Origin of the sequence: Kitasatospora sp. NPDC059088, from assembly GCF_042738155.1 — a bacterium.
GTDB lineage: Bacteria > Actinomycetota > Actinomycetes > Streptomycetales > Streptomycetaceae > Kitasatospora.
Genome location: NZ_JBHYGR010000004.1, coordinates 158988 through 177865 on the forward strand (window position 1 = coordinate 158988; position 18878 = coordinate 177865).

General features: G+C 74.1%; 14 protein-coding genes. 3 read left to right on the forward strand and 11 right to left on the reverse strand.

Annotated features, from left to right (window positions below; genetic code table 11):
- Window positions 1–147: 147 nt before the first annotated feature.
- The 9 genes from ACFWXO_RS03580 to pdxH form a co-directional block, all read right to left on the reverse strand.
- Window positions 148–942 carry an aminoglycoside N(3)-acetyltransferase gene (locus ACFWXO_RS03580; RefSeq protein ID WP_380521894.1) on the reverse strand — a complete coding sequence of 265 codons (795 nt, stop codon included), beginning with the start codon at window positions 940–942 and terminating at the stop codon, window positions 148–150.
- A gap of 31 nt (window positions 943–973) precedes the next feature.
- Complete coding sequence (locus tag ACFWXO_RS03585) at window positions 974–3373, reverse strand: FxsB family cyclophane-forming radical SAM/SPASM peptide maturase (protein WP_380521917.1); 2400 nt, start codon at window positions 3371–3373, stop codon at window positions 974–976.
- A gap of 56 nt (window positions 3374–3429) precedes the next feature.
- Window positions 3430–3615 carry a hypothetical protein gene (locus tag ACFWXO_RS03590; RefSeq protein WP_380399192.1) on the reverse strand — a complete coding sequence of 62 codons (186 nt, stop codon included), beginning with the start codon at window positions 3613–3615 and terminating at the stop codon, window positions 3430–3432.
- Window positions 3616–3964: 349 nt separating this feature from the next.
- On the reverse strand, window positions 3965–5053 hold the full coding sequence (locus ACFWXO_RS03595) for an aKG-HExxH-type peptide beta-hydroxylase (RefSeq protein WP_380521897.1): 1089 nt from the start codon (window positions 5051–5053) through the stop codon (window positions 3965–3967).
- An 80-nt stretch (window positions 5054–5133) separates the two neighbouring features.
- Window positions 5134–6375 (reverse strand): FxsB family cyclophane-forming radical SAM/SPASM peptide maturase, encoded by a 1242-nt coding sequence (locus tag ACFWXO_RS03600; protein WP_380521899.1) that lies wholly within the window; start codon window positions 6373–6375, stop codon window positions 5134–5136.
- Between the two features lie 44 nt (window positions 6376–6419).
- A complete protein-coding gene (fxsT, locus tag ACFWXO_RS03605; RefSeq protein WP_380521901.1) occupies window positions 6420–10433 on the reverse strand; it encodes an FxSxx-COOH system tetratricopeptide repeat protein in 4014 nt (1337 codons plus the stop codon).
- Window positions 10430–11827 carry a TIR-like protein FxsC gene (locus ACFWXO_RS03610; protein WP_380521903.1) on the reverse strand — a complete coding sequence of 466 codons (1398 nt, stop codon included), beginning with the start codon at window positions 11825–11827 and terminating at the stop codon, window positions 10430–10432. Before ACFWXO_RS03610 ends, fxsT begins: the two co-directional genes overlap by 4 nt.
- A gap of 133 nt (window positions 11828–11960) precedes the next feature.
- Window positions 11961–12155, reverse strand: coding sequence for an FxSxx-COOH cyclophane-containing RiPP peptide (gene fxsA / locus ACFWXO_RS03615; protein WP_350504982.1), 195 nt, complete (start codon window positions 12153–12155; stop codon window positions 11961–11963).
- Between the two features lie 207 nt (window positions 12156–12362).
- Window positions 12363–12995, reverse strand: a complete 633-nt coding sequence (gene pdxH, locus ACFWXO_RS03620) for a pyridoxamine 5'-phosphate oxidase (protein ID WP_375888851.1) — start codon at window positions 12993–12995, stop codon at window positions 12363–12365.
- A gap of 417 nt (window positions 12996–13412) precedes the next feature.
- Here pdxH and ACFWXO_RS03625 point away from each other — a divergent pair, with 417 nt between their 5' ends.
- Both ACFWXO_RS03625 and serC read left to right on the forward strand, forming a co-directional pair.
- Window positions 13413–14513 carry a citrate synthase 2 gene (locus ACFWXO_RS03625; RefSeq protein WP_375888543.1) on the forward strand — a complete coding sequence of 367 codons (1101 nt, stop codon included), beginning with the start codon at window positions 13413–13415 and terminating at the stop codon, window positions 14511–14513.
- A gap of 151 nt (window positions 14514–14664) precedes the next feature.
- Window positions 14665–15789 carry a phosphoserine transaminase gene (gene serC, locus ACFWXO_RS03630; protein WP_380399203.1) on the forward strand — a complete coding sequence of 375 codons (1125 nt, stop codon included), beginning with the start codon at window positions 14665–14667 and terminating at the stop codon, window positions 15787–15789.
- A gap of 279 nt (window positions 15790–16068) precedes the next feature.
- Here the strand turns inward: serC and thpR are convergent, their stop codons facing one another.
- Window positions 16069–16656, reverse strand: coding sequence for an RNA 2',3'-cyclic phosphodiesterase (gene thpR / locus ACFWXO_RS03635; protein WP_380521907.1), 588 nt, complete (start codon window positions 16654–16656; stop codon window positions 16069–16071).
- A gap of 46 nt (window positions 16657–16702) precedes the next feature.
- On the opposite strand from thpR, the gene ACFWXO_RS03640 reads away from it, so the two are divergent.
- Window positions 16703–17221 carry a GNAT family N-acetyltransferase gene (locus ACFWXO_RS03640; RefSeq protein ID WP_380521909.1) on the forward strand — a complete coding sequence of 173 codons (519 nt, stop codon included), beginning with the start codon at window positions 16703–16705 and terminating at the stop codon, window positions 17219–17221.
- Between the two features lie 63 nt (window positions 17222–17284).
- Here the strand turns inward: ACFWXO_RS03640 and ACFWXO_RS03645 are convergent, their stop codons facing one another.
- Window positions 17285–18802 (reverse strand): MFS transporter, encoded by a 1518-nt coding sequence (locus ACFWXO_RS03645; protein ID WP_380521911.1) that lies wholly within the window; start codon window positions 18800–18802, stop codon window positions 17285–17287.
- Window positions 18803–18878 lie beyond the last annotated feature (76 nt).

The following is an 18878-nucleotide window of genomic DNA, read 5'->3' on the forward strand; positions in this document are numbered from 1 at the left end:
TCGCCCGAACGGGAGCGCGGTGCCGGCCCCGACACCCTGGGAGGCCCCCGGACCGCCCGAACCGGCGATCCAGGAGCCCGACCCGACGGCCTCGACCCAGGACCCGACGACCCAGGACCCGACGGCCCTGGACCCAGCCCGGCGCCCTCAGCCCGAAGCCCGGGCCCGCGCCCGCGCCCGCGCCCGGAGCAGCCCGTCGGCGAGGTCGACCGCCTCCTGGACGGGGACGAGCCGGCAGTCCGCGTCGCCGATCCGCCCGGTGGTGACGCCCTCGGCCGCGGCGAGCACCTCCGCGCCGAGCTCGGCGAAGTGCAGGTCGTCCAGGTCGGGCGCCTGGAAGGACATCCAGCCGTCCGTCGTGACGCAGCCGTACTCGCGGTGCCGTACGTCGGCCTGGCGCAGGTCGGCGAGGTGGAAGGCGGTGAAGCGGGCCATGTCGACGCCGAGCATCAGCACCCGGGCGTCCAGCTCGTACAGCCGCCCGAGCGGGGAGTCGGGGCCGAGGTGGGAGGTGAGCGGGTGCCGGGAGGTGATCTCCTCCGCCCGGGGGCCCAGGGCCGCCCAGGAGGTCTGCGGATGGCTGCTGCGCAGGGCGCCGGGCCGGGTGCGGACGGCTTCGGAGAGCGCGCCCAGGGTCGGGGAGGCCGGGGTGGTGGCCGGGTCGAAGCGCGGCATCCGCGCCCGGTGCTCCGCGATCTCGGCCGGGGTCAGCCCGGCGGTCGCGGCCTGGTGGATCCGTGAGGTCGAGGAGTTCTCGGGGGTGCTGGTGAACGCCACCAACGTCCCTTCCTCCCCCAGGACTTCGAGCAGGGCGTCGACCACCCCGGCCGCCCCGCCCTCGACCGGCCCGAGCGTCCGCAGCGACGCCTGGACGTGCAGCACCGTGCCCGGCCGCACGCCCAACCGGGCGAAGCCGTCGGCCAGTTCAGCGGTGGAGATCATCCGACACCCCTTCGTTCAACACCACTTCGTTTCAGGCCTCGACGTACCGGAGCCGACTCCGCTCCTCCCGCGCCTTCTCCGCGTCCCGTTCCGCCGCCGCCGGCAGCGGTACGGCGAGCCACGGCGCGACGCTCTCCCCCATCCCTGCGGCGAACCGGGCCCCCAGCCCGGTCAGCGCCCCGGATCCGGCCAGCCGCTCGACGGCCTCGGCGGTGTACTGCCGCCAGAGCGCGAACTGCGCCCGCGCCCGGTCGGCGGCCTCCCCCGCCAGGCCGTCGTACGCGGCGGTGCGGGTGCCCCAGTACTCGGTGACCGCCAGGTGGGCGTACGTGCCCTGGAGCAGCCCCTCCAGCGGGCGCGGGTCGGGCCGCCAGGGGGCGAAGTACAGCCGGTCGTCGGACCGGTCGTACAGGTCGTACAGGTCGAGCACCGCGCCGAGCTTCACGTGCTGGAACTCGTGGGCGAGCAGCAGCGCCAGCGTGGGCGCGGTGGCGGGCCGGGCGATGCCGACCGCGCCGTACGCCTGCCGCGCCGCCGAGCTGACGTCGCGCCCGGCGGGGCCGGGCCGCAGCGGGGTGATCGTCGTCAGCCCGGCCCGGATGCCCTCCGCGTAGTCGGGCAGGTCGCGTCCGAGCAGCTCCCAGGCCTCGCGCAACGCGCCCGTCCAGCCGAGGAGTTCGGCTTCGGGCAGCCGGTCGGCCACCGGGTGGTCGTGGCTGTCGCGCAGCGGGTCGAGGTCCTCCAGGGCGACCGTCCAGCCGCCGGCCAGCCGGATCCGTCGCAGCGGGTCGTCCAGCTCCGTGAACACCGTCCCGTCGGCGGCCCGCACCTCGAAGCCGTCGGCGTGCCCGGTGACCACCGCCTCGCCGTCCGGCACCGCGATCCGCCCCAGCGTCGGCAGGTGCAGCCGGCCGCCCCGGGCGGGCACCGTGACGGCGTCCCCGCGCCCGGCCCGCACCGCGGCCGCGGCGGCCAGTGCCGCCATCGGCCCGAGGCCGACCGTGAGGTCCCCGGCGAGCCGCCGCGCGGCCCAGGCCCGGGCGTACGGGTGGGCCAGCACCGCGTCCACGGCCCCGGCCGCCGCCCCGTCGAGCTCCGACAGCAGCTCCCAGGCGGCCGCCCGGCCGTGCCCGGAGGCGTCCCAGGCGGCGGCCAGCATCGCCCGGGTGAGGGAGAGTTGGGCGGCGCCGAGGGCGGCGATGGTGTCGGTGCCGCCGTATCCCCGTGCCAGCTCGTCGAGTTGGGCCGGGGTGAGTGCGGCCGGCAGCAGCGGACGGCCGCCCTGAGCGGGCACGGGCGCCGGCGCGGAGGCCGAACCCCCCTTGCCCGCAATGCCGTTGATGAGCGTCATGAGGTCACCGCAGTAGACGGAGGGATTGTCGAAGCCATTGTCCGCCCGGTAGCGGTGGGCGTACAGTCCGCCGCCGCAGGCGCGGACCACCGGGCAGGCCCGGCAGGTCGCGCTCAGCCCGTCCAGGCCGGACTGGCGGGCGGCGATGCCGGGGTGGCGGGCGAGGTCGTCGAGGCTGTGCGCGAAAACGTTCATGCCGGTGACGGGCGCCCCGTCGTACGCGGTCTTGAGGCTGTCCGCCTGCTCGAAGGTCCCGTCCGTCTCCAGCACGGCGAGGTCCGAGGGCTCCAGCCCGAGCGACTCGGTGAGGCTGGACAGTCCGCGCACCGTCCGGTGCACGGATTCGAAGGTGCGCACGGCGAACGGCCGCGCGTCCGTTTCCCACAGCCTGTGGACAACCAGCAGCCAGTCCGCGTACGGGTCCTCCGGGCCGCCCGCGAGCCGCTTCGGCGGGTCCTCCCAGGTCGCGTGCGGAAGCAGGAAGTCGACGGCGGGGGGCCGCAGTTCGACCAGCGCCCGGTACACGACCACCGGGTCGTTCTCGATGTCGATGGTGCACAGCAGCCCGGCGAACAGGTGCCGGAACTCGGGCTCGTTCAGCAGCCCGACCGCCCGCAGCACCTGTGGATGGCTGCTCCGCCCGTCGGCGAAGCGCCGGTGCCGGTCGTTGGCGGCCCGGTCCCCGTCCAGCGAGATGCCGACCCTGAGGTCCAGCTCCGCGAACAGCTCGCAGAACGCACGGCTGAGCAGCACGCCGTTGGTGTGGATGCGCAGGTCGAGGGCACAGCCGGGCGGGAGCGCCGCCCGCAGCGCTTCGGCCGCGCGGCGCAACCGGTCCGGGCCGGCGAGCAGGGGTTCTCCCCCGTGCAGGACGACCCGGACGGCGGACAACCGGTGGGCGACCGCATGCTCACCGATCCGCTCGGCGGCCTTGGCCAGGATCCCCTCCCCGATCACCTTGGGGCGGGAGCGCCAGCTGCTGTCCGCGTGCTCGTAGACGTAGCAGTGGTCGCATGCGAGATCGCACCGGCTGTGCATCTTGACCACGAATTGCGTCAGTGGCACCGGAATTCGCGTCATCATGGGTGTGGCGGGTTCAGCTCGGCCTGGGGTCCGTTTCGAGGTTCCGGAGCGGGTCAGATCGAGGAGTTGAAGGCCGCGACCGGCACGAGGCCGGATTCCGCGCCGGGAAGGGCGCGCTGCAGCCGGGCGGCGAGTTCCTCCGCACCCAGGGCGGCGAGCTCGGCGAGGGACGGGCGATCCGGCGTCTCCTGAGTGTCAGTGAGGTTACGGGCCGGCCTGGTGCTGGTTACCGGAGTCATATTCGTTTCCTTAGGCGCGGTTAGGACCTGCCGAGTCCGGGTAGGTCACCCGGTTGCGACCAATGTAGTGCCCGCGAGGTCTCCGCGCGGCACCTTGCCTCCCCAAGTTGGTCTGCCCAGCTGGCCGACGCCGTACCACGGCGCGCGAAAGCCCGAGAATTCACCCGTTCAGCGGTCGCGCGCTTCGCCATCGCGCGCGCCGAAGCGCGTTGACCGGAGCAGGCGTTCGAGCCGTCCGGCCGGTCGCCGTACGGATGCACGCCGGGGGCACGGGCGGCGCCCCGCGCGGGTGCCCCCGGCGCCGCCGCACCGTCGCCCGACCGGCCGCATCCGTCCGGAGCGCCGCGCCTCAGACCCCCAGCTCCCGGACGGCACGCGCCAGCTCCTCGGTGAACTCCCTTCCGCTCGGCGTGAGTTCGCCGCAGTTCAGCAGAGTCCGGGCCGCCGTCAGGGTGTGCGCCCGCCAGCAGGCGAACTCCCGTTCCGCGCGGGCCGGTTCACTCACCCCGGCGGCGACCTCGGCCGCCCAGAACGAGGCCACCCCCAGGTGCGCGTACGTCCCCTGGAGCAGCGCGCCGGCCGGGCGGCGGTCGGGCCGCCAGGGGGCGTGGTAGACCGCCGGTCCGTTCGGCCGGTGGAGCGGTACGAGGTCCAGCAGGGCGCCGAGTTGGACGTGCAGGAACTCGTGCACCAGGGCCAGCGCGAGCAGGACCGGCTCGGCCGGCAGCGAGGCCGCCACCGCCCCGTACGCCCGCCGGGCGGCGGCGCTGACCGCCTCCCCGCCGGGAGCGGGCCGCAGCGGCACCACCACGGCGACGCAGGCCGCCACGGCCTCCGCGTGTCGCCGGTGACGGCGCACCAGGACCTCCCAGGCCCTCGCCAACTGGTGCTCCCACCGGTCCAGTTCGGCGGCGGTCAGCGGGCCGTCCGGAGGCCGTCCGTAGTCCACCCGGCGCGGTCCGAGGTGGTCGATCACCGGCGTCCAGCGCAGCCCCTCGCACTCCAGGTCGAGCGCCGGTCCGGCCCCGGCCCGCAGGAACTCGCCCAGGCCGTCCAGCGGCGCCGCCCGGTCCAGCGCGAGGGCACGCAGGCAGTCCGCCGCCCAGGCGTCCAACTCCGGTCGCAGCAGCACCTCTTCCCAGCGCGCCCGGTCGGCCCGCTGGAGTTCGCGGACCGCGCGGTAGGCCTCCCGGTAGCCCTCGTCCTGCGGCGCCGTGCGGCGCAGTGCCAGCAGCAGCAGCGCCCGCTTGCTCAACTGGCCGGCCCGCAGCAGCCGGACGGCCTCGGGGCCGCCCCGGGCGGCCGCGACCGCCCGGAAGGTCGCCCGGTCCAGGCCGTGCCGCGGCAACCCGGCCGCACCGCTTCCGGCCGCACCGCTCCCCTGCTTCCCGCGCGCGCCCGGCAGCCCGGCCGCCACCGCCTCGCCCGTACCCGTCACCGGTCCGTCCTCTCGTGAGGTCCCCTGGATCGCCGGGCGCCCCGCCCGGTCCGCCCGCAGTCTCCCCGCGCGACGCCGACTCAGCCGGTCCCGGCCCGTGCATGACCCGGACGGGTGAGCACGCCCCTCGCCGACACCCCCGCTACCGCCGGCGCCCGGCCCCCGGCCAGCTCCGCCACCCCGGCCCGCAGCCGCCCCGCGATGTGCCGGATCAGCCGGTCCAGGTCGGCGCAGTACACCGAGGGGTGCGCGAAGCCGTCCCCGGCGTAGCGGTGGGCGTACAGCCCGCCGCCGCAGACCCGCACCAGCGGGCAGGCCGCGCACTCCGGCCCGAGCCCGGCCAGGCCCCGCTGGCGGGCCCGGAAGGCCGGGTGGGCGGCCGCCTCCGCGAAGCCGTGCCGCCACACGTCCAGGCCCGTCCCGGCGGCGCCGTCGTAGGCCGCCTTGAGGCTGTCGGCCTGCTCGACGGTGCCGTCCGCCTCCACCACCACCAGGTCGACCGGCGCCAGCCCGACCGCCTCGCTGGCGGCCCGCCCGCCGAGCAGCAGGACGGCCAGCTCCTCGAACAGCCGCACCCCGGTCTCCCGGTACGGCGCGTCGTACCAGCGGTCGAAGGCGGCGATCAGCCATTCCCCGTACGGCGCCGGGTCGGCGGGGCCGGGCGGGCCGGTCGGGAGGCCGCGGTGGACGCCGGGCGGTCCGCTCCGCCAGGTGGCGTGCGGCAGGAGCAGGTCGAGCCTGGGCGGGGCGAACTCCAGCAGCGCCTCGTAGGTGGCGACCGGGTCGGCGGCCAGGTCGACGACGCACAGCAAGCCGGCGAACAGCTCCCGGTGCGGCTCGGAGCCGAGCAGCCGGACCGCGTCCGCGGTGCGCTCCCAGCTGCCGGCGCCGGAGGGCAGCCGGCGGTGCCGGTCGTGGTCGGCCCGGGTGCCGTCCAGCGAGACGGCGACGCCGACCCGGTGGCGGTGCAGCACGTCGAGCAGCGCGGGCTCGTCCAGCAGCCGCAGCCCGTTGGTCTGCAGGCTGAACCGCACGCGCGGCCCGGTCTCGGCGATCCGTGCCAACTCGGCGAGCAGGGCGTCCAGGTGGGCCGCGCCGACGAGCAGCGGCTCGCCGCCGTGCAGCACCACGGAGACCTCGTCGAGCCCCTGTCCGGCCGCGTGCTCGGCGATCCTGCGGGCGGTGCGGCGGACGGTGGCGAGCTCCATCCGCCGCGGCCGGTCGCGCCAGCTCTGGTCGGCGCCCTCGTACACGTAGCAGTAGTCGCAGGCGAGGTTGCAACGGCTGTGGATCTTCAGCAGGAACTGCCGGAACGGCACCATGCGCGTGAACCTAGCACCGCCCGGCGGCATCTCCTGATCGTCCGTCACACGTGCGGGGGCTCCACGTCCGAGTCGAGCCTGGTACCGGCCTTCACGGCGACGGTGGTCGGGTGCTCCTCCCCCAGCGTGATCCGGGCCCGCCGGATGCAGTCGGCCCGCAGTTCGGCGGCCCGCTCGGTCTCCCCGACCGCCGCCAGGGACAGCGCGAGGTTGGAGTTGATGCCGATCGAGTCGTAGTGGTCCGGTCCGAGCGCCCTGGTCATCAGCGGCTCGGCCTCCTGCTCCAGGGCGAGCGCGTCCCGGATCTCGCCGCCCAGCGCCAGGTCGTTCGCGTGGTTCATCATCGCGATCGGGATGTACAGGTGGTCCGGGCCGAGGACGGTCCGGAACTGCGCCAGCGTGCGCCCGGACAGTTCCCGGGCCTCCGCGATCCGGCCGGCCAGCCGCAGGTAGACCGAGAGGTTGTTGGCGCCGGCCAGCGTGACCGGGTGGTTCTCGCCCAGGTAGTCGCGGTACCGCGCGAGGGCCCGTTCGGCCAGCGGGATCGCCCGTTCGGTGTCGCCGAGCGCGTTGAGGTCGCTGGCCAGGTTGGTGGCGGCCGCCAGGGTGTCCGGGTGTTCGGGGCCGTTGATGTCCAGGTAGCGCTGGTAGATGTCCTCGTCGATCTCCAGCGCCTCGTGGTAGCGCCCGGCCCGGCGCAGCGCGACGGCGAGGTTCTTGCGGGCCCGCAGGGTGTCGGTGTGGCTGTCGCCGATGGTCTGCTGGTAGATCCGCACGGTCTCCTCCAGCAGGTCCAGCGCCTCCCGCAGCCGCCCGGTCTCGCGCAGGTCGCGGGCGTAGTTGGAGGCGGAGGAGAGCGCGTAGAGGCTGTGCGCGCCGAGCGCGTCGCGCTGCTGGAGGTAGTTGCTGCGGTGCCGCTCCAGGGCGGCGTAGCGGTCCCCGGCCAGGTAGTCGGAGACGGCCAGGTTGTTGGTGATCATCAGGGTGCGCGGGTGGTCGGGCCCGAGGGTGCGCCGGGCCGCGTCCAGGGTCCTGCGGTCGAGCGCCCTGGCCTCGTCGTAGCGGCCGAGGAAGCGCAGGTCGGCGCCGAGGCTGTTGGCGACGGCGAGGGTGTGGGAGTGCTCCGGGCCCAGGGTCGCGGTGAACCGCTCCAGGATGTCCCGGTCCATCTCGTAGGCTTCCTGGAGGGCCCCCTGGGAGCGGCGGATGTTGCTCAGCTGGGTGCGCAGCATGAGGGTCTGGGCGTCGTTGTCGACGTCGAAGTCGGCGCCGCCGTAGGCGTCCGCGCGCCAGTGCTCCAGGGCCCGTTCGGCGAGTTCCCGGCCGGACTCGTGCAGGCTGCGCTTCCACTGGTAGCGGACCGAGTCGATGATCCACTGCCGGACGTCCTCGTCGCCGCTGTCGACGGCGCCGGACGGCCAGAGGTGGGGCAGGAGTTCGGCGTACTCGGCCCAGTTGGCGGGGATGTCCGGGTCGCCGGGGTTGGCGGTGGCCAGGGCCGCGTGCACGACGCCGCGCAGTGCGGCCTGGCGCTCCTCCTCGACCTGGTCCCGGAGCACGGCCTGGACCAGCCGGTGGACGGTGATCGTCTCGCTGCCCTGGTCGGTGCGGGCCAGCCCGAACCGGTTGATGGCGCGCAGGAACTCGCCGATCGCGAGCTTGTCGCGCGGGGCGCGCGGGGACAGCCGCAGGGCGCGGGTGACGGCCCGGCTGTAGAGCAGCCGCATCGGGATGGCGTCGGGGCCGAAGAAGGCGCAGAGTTCCAGTATCTGGGCGGCCGGGGCGTTCATCCGGCGCAGTTCCTCGACCGAGATGCGCCAGGTCGCGGCGGCGGAGTGGGGGTACTCGGCGGGGCGCAGCCGGGTGCGTTCGAGCATCTCGGTGAGCTCGTCGTCGAGCAGTTCGAGGTAGGTGGCGATCGGCATCGACGTCTCCTGGAGCCAGACGGCGGCCTGGCCGACGGCGAGCGGGAGGTCCCCGAGGCGGTGCGCGACCTGGTCGGCGTCCTCCGGGGAGAGGCCGCCGTTGAAGCGGCGCAGCAGTCGGATGCTCTCCTCGCGCAGGAAGACGTCGACCTCGACCAGGCCGGCGTGCCGGGCCCAGCCCTGGTTGCGCGAGGTGATCAGCACGTGCCCGCCGGAGGAGCCGCCGGGCTGCCAGGGGGCGAGTTCCTCGGGGGTGCCGGCGTTGTCGAAGACCAGCAGCCAGCGGCGGTACGGGTGGCCGCGGCGCAGCGCGTCCAGGACGGCGGCGGCGGTGTGGGCGACGTCGTCGCTGGTGGGCACGCCGAGCCGGGGGGCGAGTTCGGCGAGCTTCTGCGGGATGTTGGCGGGTTCCTCGGCGGGCACCCACCAGATGACGTCGTAGGCGGACTTGAAGCGGTGCGCGTACTCGGCCGCGATCTGGGACTTGCCCGCACCGCCGAAGCCGTAGAGCACCTGGCTGAGGACGGCGGCGGGGCCGCCGGTGAAGCGGTTGCGGAGCAGTTCGAGCAGTTTGCCGCGGCCGATGAAGGCGGCGTTGCGCGAGGGCGCGTCCTGGACCTGCGGGGCGGTGCCGGGGAAGCGGGCGGGGGCGATGAACTCGCCGCTGTCGGTGTCGAACTGGCGGTTGCTGCCGGGCGGTGGGCCGAGTTCGCCGTACAGCTGGGCCTCGGCGCCGGTCGCCGAGGAACGGACCAGGTCGGGCACCGCCTGGCCGATGAACGGCCGGGGCACCGGCTCGTCCGAGTCCTGCAGCCGCAGGGCGACCAACGCCGAGGTGCCGGAAGGGAGTTCGCGCCCCTGGAGGAGCTGCCAGACCTCGCCGGCCCGGGGCAGCGCGGTGTACTCGGGCGAGAGCAGCGCGAGCAGCCGGCCCTGGCCGTCGAGCGGTCCGGTGACCTCCGGCGGCCGCTGGCCGGTGTACGGTTCGGCGGCGTTGTGCAGGGAGGTCTGGTAGCCGAAGCGGGTGAGGGTGCCGGCCGCCCATTCGGCCCACATCCGGTCCTCGGGCGCGTAGCTGACGTAGACCTGGCGGGGCACCGCCCGGGCGGAGCGCAGGTAGGCGCTGTACAGCCGGCGGCGCGCCTCGGAGCCGAGCGGGCGCAGCGAGCGGACCCGGCCGTCGGTGATCCATTCGGCCAGCCGCTCGAAGGCGTTGAGCAGGCTGCGCGCCTCCTGCGGCCGGTCGGCGACGGTGGCGGGCACCTCCTCGTAGGCGTAGAAGGGCTTGTACGGCACTTCGACGTCGGCCCAGTAGGCGGCCCGGCGGTCGCCGGGCAGCCAGCGGCCGAGGTAGGGGGCGAAGGCCTCGCGGGCGAAGTCCCGGCCGGCTTCGAGGCGTTCCTGTTCGGCGTCCTCGACCCGCATCGGCACCGGCAGGACCCGGATGGCCCGTTCCTCGGCCTCGGCGATGGCCTTGGCGGCGTCGACGCCGCCGCGGATGTTCTGGGCGCTGAACGTGAAGCAGTCGACCACGGTGTCGGGCATCAGGACGGTGCAGATGCCGGAGGTGTCGCTGACCCCGGTGCGGCTGTCGATGAGCACGTAGTCGTAGTTCCGGGCCCAGCGTTCGCGCAGTTCGCGCAGGAACTCGCCGCCGCGGATGTCCCGGCCGTGGTAGAAGCTGCGCCAGTTGAAGCTGGTGACGGCGGCCGCGTAGGCGGCGTTCTGGCGGCCCGCCGGGAGGAAGTCGAGCCGCCCGCCGGCCGGCAGGTCGAGGGCGAGGCCGCAGATGTAGCCGTCCAGCCGCCCGGGTTCGTCCAGCCAGGCGGCCGGGGACCGGCCGGTGGGGCCGGCGGCGGAGGGCAGCGCCTGCTTGACGTATCCGCGCAGGAGGTCGATCAGGCCGTCGGTGGAGTGGAGTTCGGGGTCGACCAGCAGCGGGTGGTAGTAGCGGTGGAGGCCGGGCGCCTCCAGGTCCCAGTCGACCACCAGGACGCGCAGGCCCCGGCTGGCGAGGATCCAGCCGACGTTGGCGAGCGCCATCGTCCGGCCGGTGCCGCCCTTGAAGGAGTAGAACGTGACGACCGATCCCGGTCCGCCGCGTCCGGGCTCCGTGCCGGGCTCGATGCTCATCGTCCGTCTCCCCTCAGCGGGACTGAGCCGTCGTGGCTGCCCGGGCGCTGGCCGGGCAGGTCCTTCGGTGGCGGTTCGGGTTCCCGGCGCGCGGACGGGCTCCGCGGCGGACCGGAGGGGCCGGGCGGACCGGCCGGAATGGCGAGGCCCGGCATGTCCGGGCCGCCGCCCGGGCCGAAGCCGAAGGCGTCGCCGCCATCGTCCCCCCAATCCAAGTTGTCGTCCATGAGCTTGTTCTGAGCAACCGTCACCATGATGGCGAGGTCGCTGTCGAAGCTCTCCTGGCTCACTCTGACCCGGAACAAGTGCTCCGGGTCGCGCCGGCGCAACCAGTTGCGTCGGAAGACGGCGCGCACGCCGGTCCACGGTGGTTCGCGCTCCCCGTCCGGGTCGCTGCCGCCGATCGGCACGACCACGCCGGTGACCGGGTGGTTCTGGTCGTCGTACTCGCGCAGGGCGAAGCGGTAGCGCTCGGCCTCGGCCGCCCACGGGTCCACCAGCAGGACGCTGACCTGGCTGTCCTCCCGGGCCTGGTCGAGCTTCTCGCCGAGTCCGGCGCCGATCTCCTCCAGCGTGGTGATGTGCCCGGCGTTGGTGATCACCTGCTGGGCGCGCGAGGCCAGCGAGGGCTGGGCGGGCGGGTAGAACGGCGTCCAGTTCCACGGCCTGGCCCCGTACCAGCCGCCCGAGCGGGAGCCGCCCTCGGCGGCGGCCTCCGAGGCCCGGCCGGCCGCGATGAACAGCCGGACCATCCCGGGTTCGGCGGCGGGCGCCGGCGCGGCCGGCCCGGGGAAGTAGCCGCGGACGGCCTCCAGGTCGAACTCGGGGAGTTCGGCGAGCCGCCGGACGGCGGCGTCCCGGACCCGTCCGGCGACGACCCGGACGACCTGCCGGTAGGCGTCCTGCTGGGCGGTGCGCAGCAGGGCGCGCAGGCCGTGCCGGGCGTAGGCCTCGCCCATGTCCGGCTGGGCCCACTGGATCCTGGTGACCTCGGTGACGAGGTCCCCGGGCGCGACGGGCTCCCAGAGCACCGGGATCAGCGCCGAGACCAGTTCCGCGGTCTCCTCGTGGTGGCGCCGGACCCTGCCGCGGAAGGCCGTCCACTCCTTGCCGCAGTAGAGGCTGGCGAAGTAGGCCGGGGAGTAGAGCGCGACCATGGTCCGGCTGCGGCCGAGCATCAGCGCGAGCTTCTCGGCCCATTCGTCGCCCAGCCGGAGCCGTTCGGTGTCCCGGAAGGCGAGTTCGTCGGCCTGCACGGCGGGCCCGAGGATGCGCCCGAGTTCGTCCCTCAGGTCGTTGAAGAACTGGTCGACGAAGGCGTCCCCCGCCTCGAAGTCCCGACGCGCGTAGCTGAAGAAGAAGTACGGGCGCTGCTGCTGTTCCCGTTCACTCACCTGTTCCCCCCGACCCTGACGGTGCCGTGACGGCGCTGGTTCTTTACCCAGCATGTCGCCAACCGCACCCACTGGTGCAAGAGTTGGCGAATTCATTCGCCAACGGGGGTTTAACCGGCGGTCAGCGGCGGGGTCAGCGGAGCTCGAGTGCCGACTGGAACGCGGCGAGCGGCTCGGCCCCGGGGGTCAGGGCGTCCGCCACGACCCTGCGCAGCAGGTCGCCGAGGACGGTGTCGGGCAGGGCGTCGAGTTCGTCGAGCGGCAGGGCGGCGACGTCGACCAGGTCGGAGTCGAGGCCAGCGACGGTTTCCGCACCGGTGACGCCCATCAGTCCCTTAGTCCTCACTACGATGCACGCAGGCACGACCCGATCACGCAGGTGCAGCGGGCCGGCGGCCGAAAAATCCTCGACCCCGGTCCGTGACGCGCACATTCTACACAAAACGGTGACGGTTCATCAGATCCGGTCGCCCGCCGCGCCCGGACGCACCACCCGGACGCACGGCACCCCCGTGACCGCCCCGCGCCGCGGCGGTCACGGGCAGAGGCGCTCCACCCGCCAGCCGCCGGGGGCCGTCGGGTCGGCGAGGTAGCGGAGGCGGTCGTGCAGCCGGTTCTCGCGGCCCTGCCAGAACTCGACCGCCTCCGGGACGACCCGGTAGCCGCCCCAGAACGGCGGGACGGGGACGCCCTCGCCCTCGGGGTAGCGGCGCTCCAGGTCGGCGTAGCGCTGTTCGAGGACGGCGCGACTCTCGACCGGGCTGGACTGTTCGCTGGCCCAGGCGCCGAGTTGGGAGCCGTGCGGGCGGGTGCGGAAGTAGGCGGCGGTCTCGTCCCGGCCGACCTTCTCCACCGGGCCCTGGACGATCACCTGGCGGCCCAGCACGATCCACGGGAACAGCAGCGCGGCGTACGGGTTGGCGGCGAGCTCGGAGCCCTTGCGGGAGCCGTAGTTGGTGAAGAACACGAAGCCGCGGACGTCGAAGCCCTTGAGCAGGACGGTGCGCGAGCTGGGCCGGCCCCGCTCGTCGGCGGTGGAGAGCACCATGGCGTTGGGTTCCGCCACCCCGGCGTCGTCCGCCTCGTGGAACCAGCGGGCGAACTGCCCGACCGGCTCGGGCGCGAGCTGGTCCTCGGCCAGGCCCTCGTGGACGTAGTGCTTGCGCATCACGGTGGGGTCCGGACCGGGGCGGGGCTCGTCGGCCGGGGTCCGGGTGGCGGGGCTCAGGGGCGTCGACTGGGCGCGTTCCGGGGTCTGCACGCCAACATCATCCCGTACGACAAGCAACCGGCACCGCTACCTCCGGACAAACCCCGGTCGGAGATATGGTGACTCGCCACCGCTTGACTGCCCGCCGTACGGGGAATTGTCCGGAACTTGACGTTTGGTTCCGGGAGTCCCCCGGGCACGACCGACCCTCGACGGGGAAGTCAAGTGGTCCCACGGGAAACATCACCGCGGTGGTGTATGGCGCAATGCACCCCGTGCCTGTCACTCTGGCACCGAGTGCCAACCACGATTCGGTCACTGGAGCGCCGCCCCACCACGGCGGAGCACCGATCGCAGAACTGAAGGAGCCGTCGCATGTCCGATTTCGTACCCGGGCTTGAGGGAGTCGTCGCGTTCGAGAGCGAGATCGCCGAACCCGACCGCGAGGGCGGCGCCCTGCGGTACCGCGGTGTCGACATCGACGACCTGGTCGGCCACGTCTCCTTCGGCCACGTCTGGGGCCTGCTGGTGGACGGCAAGTTCAACCCCGGCCTGCCCGCCGCCGAGCCCTTCCCGATCCCCGTGCACTCCGGTGACATCCGGGTCGACGTCCAGTCCGCGCTCGCCATGCTCGCCCCGGTCTGGGGCCTCAAGCCGCTCCTCGACATCTCCGCCGAGCGGGCCCGCGACGACCTGGCCCGGGCCGCCGTGATGGCGCTGTCCTACGTCGCCCAGTCCGCCCGCGGCCAGGGCCTGCCGATGGTCCCGCAGAGCGAGATCGACAAGGCCGAGACGGTCGTCGAGCGCTTCATGATCCGCTGGCGGGGCGAGCCGGACCCGAAGCACGTCAAGGCCGTCGACGCCTACTGGACCTCGGCCGCCGAGCACGGCATGAACGCCTCCACCTTCACCGCCCGGGTCATCGCCTCCACCGGCGCCGACGTCGCGGCCGCGCTCTCCGGCGCGGTCGGCGCGATGTCCGGCCCGCTGCACGGCGGCGCCCCGTCCCGCGTGCTCGGCATGATCGAGGAGATCGAGCGCACCGGCGACGCGACCGCCTGGGTCAAGAACGCGCTGGACAAGGGCGAGCGCCTGATGGGCTTCGGCCACCGCGTCTACCGCGCCGAGGACCCGCGCGCCCGCGTGCTGCGCCGCACCGCCAAGGAGCTCGGCGCGCCGCGCTTCGAGGTCGCCGAGGCGCTGGAGAAGGCCGCGCTGGAGGAGCTGCACAACCGCCGCCCCGACCGCGTGCTGGCCACCAACGTCGAGTTCTGGGCCGCGATCATGCTGGACTTCGCCGAGGTCCCCGCGCACATGTTCACCTCGATGTTCACCTGTGCGCGCACCGCCGGCTGGTCGGCGCACATCCTGGAGCAGAAGCGCACCGGTCGCCTCGTGCGCCCCTCCGCGCGCTACATCGGCCCCGGCCCGCGCCGCCCCGAGGAGATCGAGGGCTGGGACGCCATCGCGCACTGACCCCGCGCCCGCACACCCGAACAAACGCCTCTGACCAGCGGGTCCGGCTCCGTCCGGGCCCGCTGTCGGCGTCCCCCGAGCAACGGAGATCACAGTCTCAGCGGGCGGACGACCGTATCCCGGGCGAGTCCCGCGCCGGTAGGCTGCGCGCGTGGCTCAGATCCAGATCCCCGCTGACATCAAGCCCGCAGACGGCCGTTTCGGCTGCGGACCGTCCAAGGTGCGCCCCGAGGCCCTGAGTGCCCTCGCCGCCACCCAGACCTCCCTGCTCGGCACCTCGCACCGCCAGGCCCCGGTGAAGAACCTGGTCAAGCGCGTGCGCGAGGGCGTGAGCAGCCTGTTCTCGCTGCCGGAGGGCTACGAAGTCGTCCTCGGCAACGGCGGCTCCACCGCCTTCTGGGACATCGCCGCCTTCGGCCTGGTGCGGGAGAAGTCCCAGCACCTGGACTTCGGCGAGTTCTCCTCGAAGTTCGCCTCCTCGGTCAAGGCCGCCCCGTGGCTGGCCGAGCCGACGGTGATCAAGACCGCCCCGGGCACCCACCCGCTGCCGGTCGCCGAGGCCGGCGTGGACGTCTACGGCCTCACCCACAACGAGACCTCGACCGGCGTCGCGATGCCGATCCGGCGTCCGGCGGGCGCGGACGAGGGCTCGCTGGTGCTGGTGGACGCCACCTCGGGCGCCGGCGGCCTGCCGGTGGACATCACCGAGACCGACGTCTACTACTTCGCCCCGCAGAAGTCCTTCGCCTCCGAGGGCGGCCTGTGGCTGGCCACCTTCTCCCCGGCCGCCCTGGAGCGCGCCGCCGAGATCGCCGGCTCCGGCCGTTACATCCCGCCGTTCTTCTCGCTGCCGACGGCCATCGACAACTCGTCGAAGGACCAGACGTACAACACCCCGTCGCTCGCCACCCTCTTCCTGCTGGCCGACCAGCTGGAGTGGATCAACGGCAACGGCGGGCTGGACTGGGCCGTCGCCCGTACGGCTGATTCCTCGTCCCGGCTGTACGCCTGGGCCGAGAAGTCCTCCTTCGCGAACCCGTTCGTGGCGAACCCTGCCGAGCGCTCCCAGGTGGTCGGCACCATCGACTTCGACGAGTCGGTGGACGCCGCCGCGGTCGCGAAGGCACTGCGTGCCAACGGCATCGTGGACACCGAGCCGTACCGCAAGCTGGGCCGCAACCAGCTGCGCGTCGCGATGTTCCCGGCGATCGACCCGGCGGACGTCGAGGCGCTCACCCACTGCATCGACCACGTGGTCGAGCAGCTGGCCGGCTGAGCCGCCCCGAGGGACACGGCTGAGGGCCACCGCCTGCGGGCGGTGGCCCTCTCGCCTTTCCGGGGCCGTTCGGGCTGCTCGGACCGTTCAGTCCACTCGGGCCGTTCGGGCCCGGGCTACTTGCCGGACAGCGAGCTGATCAGCACGACGACCAGCAGCAGCACCAGGGTGCCGGAGACGATGCGCATTCGAGTCTTGGGATCCACGGTCAACGAGCGTACCTGCGGCTCGCACCCGCGCGAATCCGAGGCCCTGTTCAGAGCTCACCCCTCGACCCCCTCAGCCCGAGTCGGCCAGCGCCCAGGAGCGCAGCGACTCGTAGTGGGCGAACCCCCCGGCCAGGTCGCTCCTCATCAGGTGCAGCCCGGCGGCCTCCCACTCCGGCCCCCGGTAGCCGGCCAGCGCCGCCGCCGGCCCCTCCAGCTCGGCCGCCGCGACCCGCTGGGCGGCCCGCCGGTGGCCGCGCGAGGAGCCGGCCCGGGCCAGGGTGAGGTGGGGGTGGAAGGCGAGGGCGTCGGCCTCCCCGGTGAACTCGGCGGTGGCCCCGGCCACGGCCTCCGCGAGCCCGCGCAGCGCCCGGGTCCGCCCCTCGACCCCGGCCCAGAGCACCCGGTCGCCGAACCGGCCGGCGCCGGCGATCCGCAGCGGGTGGGCCGGGTGCGCCCCGGCGACGGCCGCCAGGGCGGTCTCCAGCTCCGGCAGCCGCTCGGCCGGTACCTGGCCGAGGAAGGCCAGGGTCAGGTGCCAGCCCTCGACGGCGGTCCAGCGCAGCCGGTCCGCCCCGGGCAGCCCGTGCAGCGGCGCGACCGCGTCGGAGAGCCCCTGGAGTGCCTCGGCGGGCGGCAGGACCGCGACGAACAGTCTCATGATCCAAGCTTCCCTCGCCCGGCCGTTCGGTGTAGAACGGTTTTCCATGAAGATCCGCAACGGGGGGCCCGCGGACGTCCCCGACATCCTGTCCCTGCTCGACGGCGCCGTCTCCTGGCTGGCCGCCGGGGAACGCACCGGCCAGTGGGGCGACCGGCCGTTCAGCACCGACCAGGCCCGGGTCGACCAGGTCGCCTCGTACACCGGGGAGTCGTTCCTGGTCCGCATCGCGGTGGACGACGAGGGCCGCACGATCGGCTGCTGCGTGCTGGCCGAGCAGCGGGGCAAGTTCGTCCCGGTCTCGGAGGAGCCCGAGCTGTTCGTCCGCCTGCTGGTCACCGACCGCAGCCTCAAGGGCTCCGGCATCGGCGCGGCGCTGATCGCCGACGCGGTCGAGGAGACCCGCCGGCGCGGCCTCGACCTGCTGCGGGTGGACTGCTACGCGGGCGACGACCGCAAGCTGGTCGGCCAGTACCGGGCGCTCGGCTTCACCGAGACCGCGGACTTCGAGGTCGAGCAGCCGACCGGCACCTGGCTCGGCCAGGTGCTGGAGATCCGGCTCTGAATCCGGTCCTGACACAGCGTCAGGACGCCCGGAGGTCGAGCCCCGAGGCGTCCTGACGAGCCGTCAGCAGGCCGTGGCCAGCTCCGACGTGCGGGCCGGGACGTGCCGCGGCACGACGGCCACCACGCGCCCGCCGCGACCGGGGTGCAGGTCGAACCGCACCCGCAGGTCCGCGCTGCGGGCCAGTACCAGGCCGACCGCGCCGGCCGCCAGCGCGGACACCACGCCGCAGGCCAACAGGCCCAGCCGGGGCCCGTACGAGGCGGTGACCCAGCCGACGACCGGGGCGCCGATCGGCGTGCCGCCGGTGAAGACCAGCACCAGCAGGCCCATCACCCGACCGCGCATCTCGGGGTCGGTGGACAGCTGCAGCATGGAGTTGACCGAGGTGTTGAAGCTCAGCCCGAACACCCCGATCAGCGTCAGCAGCAGCGCGAAGGTCCAGTAGTCGGGCGCGAGGGCCGCGACCACCTCCAGGACGCCGAAGGCCAGGGCCGCGCCGACCAGCCGGCGCAGCCGGGGCGCGCCGCGGCGGGCGGCGAGCAGTGCGCCGGCCAGCGAGCCGACGGCCATCATGGTGTTCAGCAGGCCGTACTGCCCGGCGCCGACCTTGAAGGTGTCGTGGGCGAATCCGGCGAGCAGCGTCGGGAAGTTGAACCCGAAGGTGCCGATGAAGCCGGCCAGCACCATCGGCCAGAGCAGCTCGGGCCGCTCCTTCACGTAGCGCAGGCCCTCGCGCAGCTGGCCCTTCTCGCGGGCGATCGGCTCGGTCGGGCGCAGTTCGGACTCGCGCATCGCGAGCAGTCCGCCGATCACGGCGGCGAAGGACAGCGCGTTGACGGCGAACGCCCAGCCGCTGCCGACCGCGGCGATCAGCAGGCCCGCGACGGCGGGGCCGACCAGCCGGGCGGTCTGGAAGTTGGCGGCGTTCAGGCTGACGGCGTTGGCCAGGTCCTTGGGGCCGACCATCTCGGACACGAAGGCCTGCCGGGTCGGGTTGTCGACCACGGTGACCAGGCCGAGCAGCAGGGCGAAGGCGTACACGTAGTACGGCGTCACCACGCCGCCGACGGTCAGCACGGCCAGGCCGGCGGCGAGCAGGCCCATCGCGCCCTGGGTGCAGATCAGCAGTCGGCGCTTGGGCATCCGGTCGGCGAGCACACCGCCGAACAGGCCGAGCAGCAGCATCGGCAGGAACTGCATGGCGGTGGTGATGCCGACCGCGAGCGGGCTGCCGGTGAGGCTCAGGACCAGCCAGTCCTGGGCGATCCGCTGCATCCAGGTGCCGGTGTTGGACACCACCTGGCCGGCGAAGTAGTAGCGGTAGTTGCGAACGCGCAGGGAGGAGAACATCCCCCCGGGCCTGGTGAAGCGGGCTCCTGTGGGAGATGCGGCCGGGTGGGTCCGGCGCTGAGCGGCGGGGTGCGCCGCGGTGCGTTCGTCGGGGTCGTCGTCGCCGCTGCCGGGCAGCCCGCTGGGGGCGGGGGCCTGGGCGTCGGCGGCCGCGGTGCGGTCCGCGGCGGGGTCGTTGGTCGGGTCGTCGGTACGGGCGGCGGCGCTGGCTGCGGCCGGCGGTGTCACGGTGGTCTCCCCTCGCGGCGGGGCGGGGCGCGGGCGGGGGGGCCCGGCCCCGGGGCCCAGCGGCGCGGGGGGGAGA

Excerpts from the sequence above, each read along its gene's own strand:
- thpR (WP_380521907.1), bottom strand. The coding sequence starts at position 16,656 with ATGAGACTGTTCGTCGCGGTCCTGCCGCCCGCCGAGGCACTCCAGGGG.
- fxsT (WP_380521901.1), bottom strand. The coding sequence starts at position 10,433 with ATGAGCATCGAGCCCGGCACGGAGCCCGGACGCGGCGGACCGGGATCG.
- ACFWXO_RS03625 (WP_375888543.1), top strand. The coding sequence starts at position 13,413 with ATGTCCGATTTCGTACCCGGGCTTGAGGGAGTCGTCGCGTTCGAGAGC.
- ACFWXO_RS03640 (WP_380521909.1), top strand. The coding sequence starts at position 16,703 with ATGAAGATCCGCAACGGGGGGCCCGCGGACGTCCCCGACATCCTGTCC.
- pdxH (WP_375888851.1), bottom strand. The coding sequence starts at position 12,995 with ATGCGCAAGCACTACGTCCACGAGGGCCTGGCCGAGGACCAGCTCGCG.
- fxsA (WP_350504982.1), bottom strand. The coding sequence starts at position 12,155 with ATGGGCGTCACCGGTGCGGAAACCGTCGCTGGCCTCGACTCCGACCTG.
- ACFWXO_RS03590 (WP_380399192.1), bottom strand. The coding sequence starts at position 3,615 with ATGACTCCGGTAACCAGCACCAGGCCGGCCCGTAACCTCACTGACACT.
- ACFWXO_RS03600 (WP_380521899.1), bottom strand. The coding sequence starts at position 6,375 with ATGGTGCCGTTCCGGCAGTTCCTGCTGAAGATCCACAGCCGTTGCAAC.
- ACFWXO_RS03585 (WP_380521917.1), bottom strand. The coding sequence starts at position 3,373 with ATGACGCGAATTCCGGTGCCACTGACGCAATTCGTGGTCAAGATGCAC.
- ACFWXO_RS03580 (WP_380521894.1), bottom strand. The coding sequence starts at position 942 with ATGATCTCCACCGCTGAACTGGCCGACGGCTTCGCCCGGTTGGGCGTG.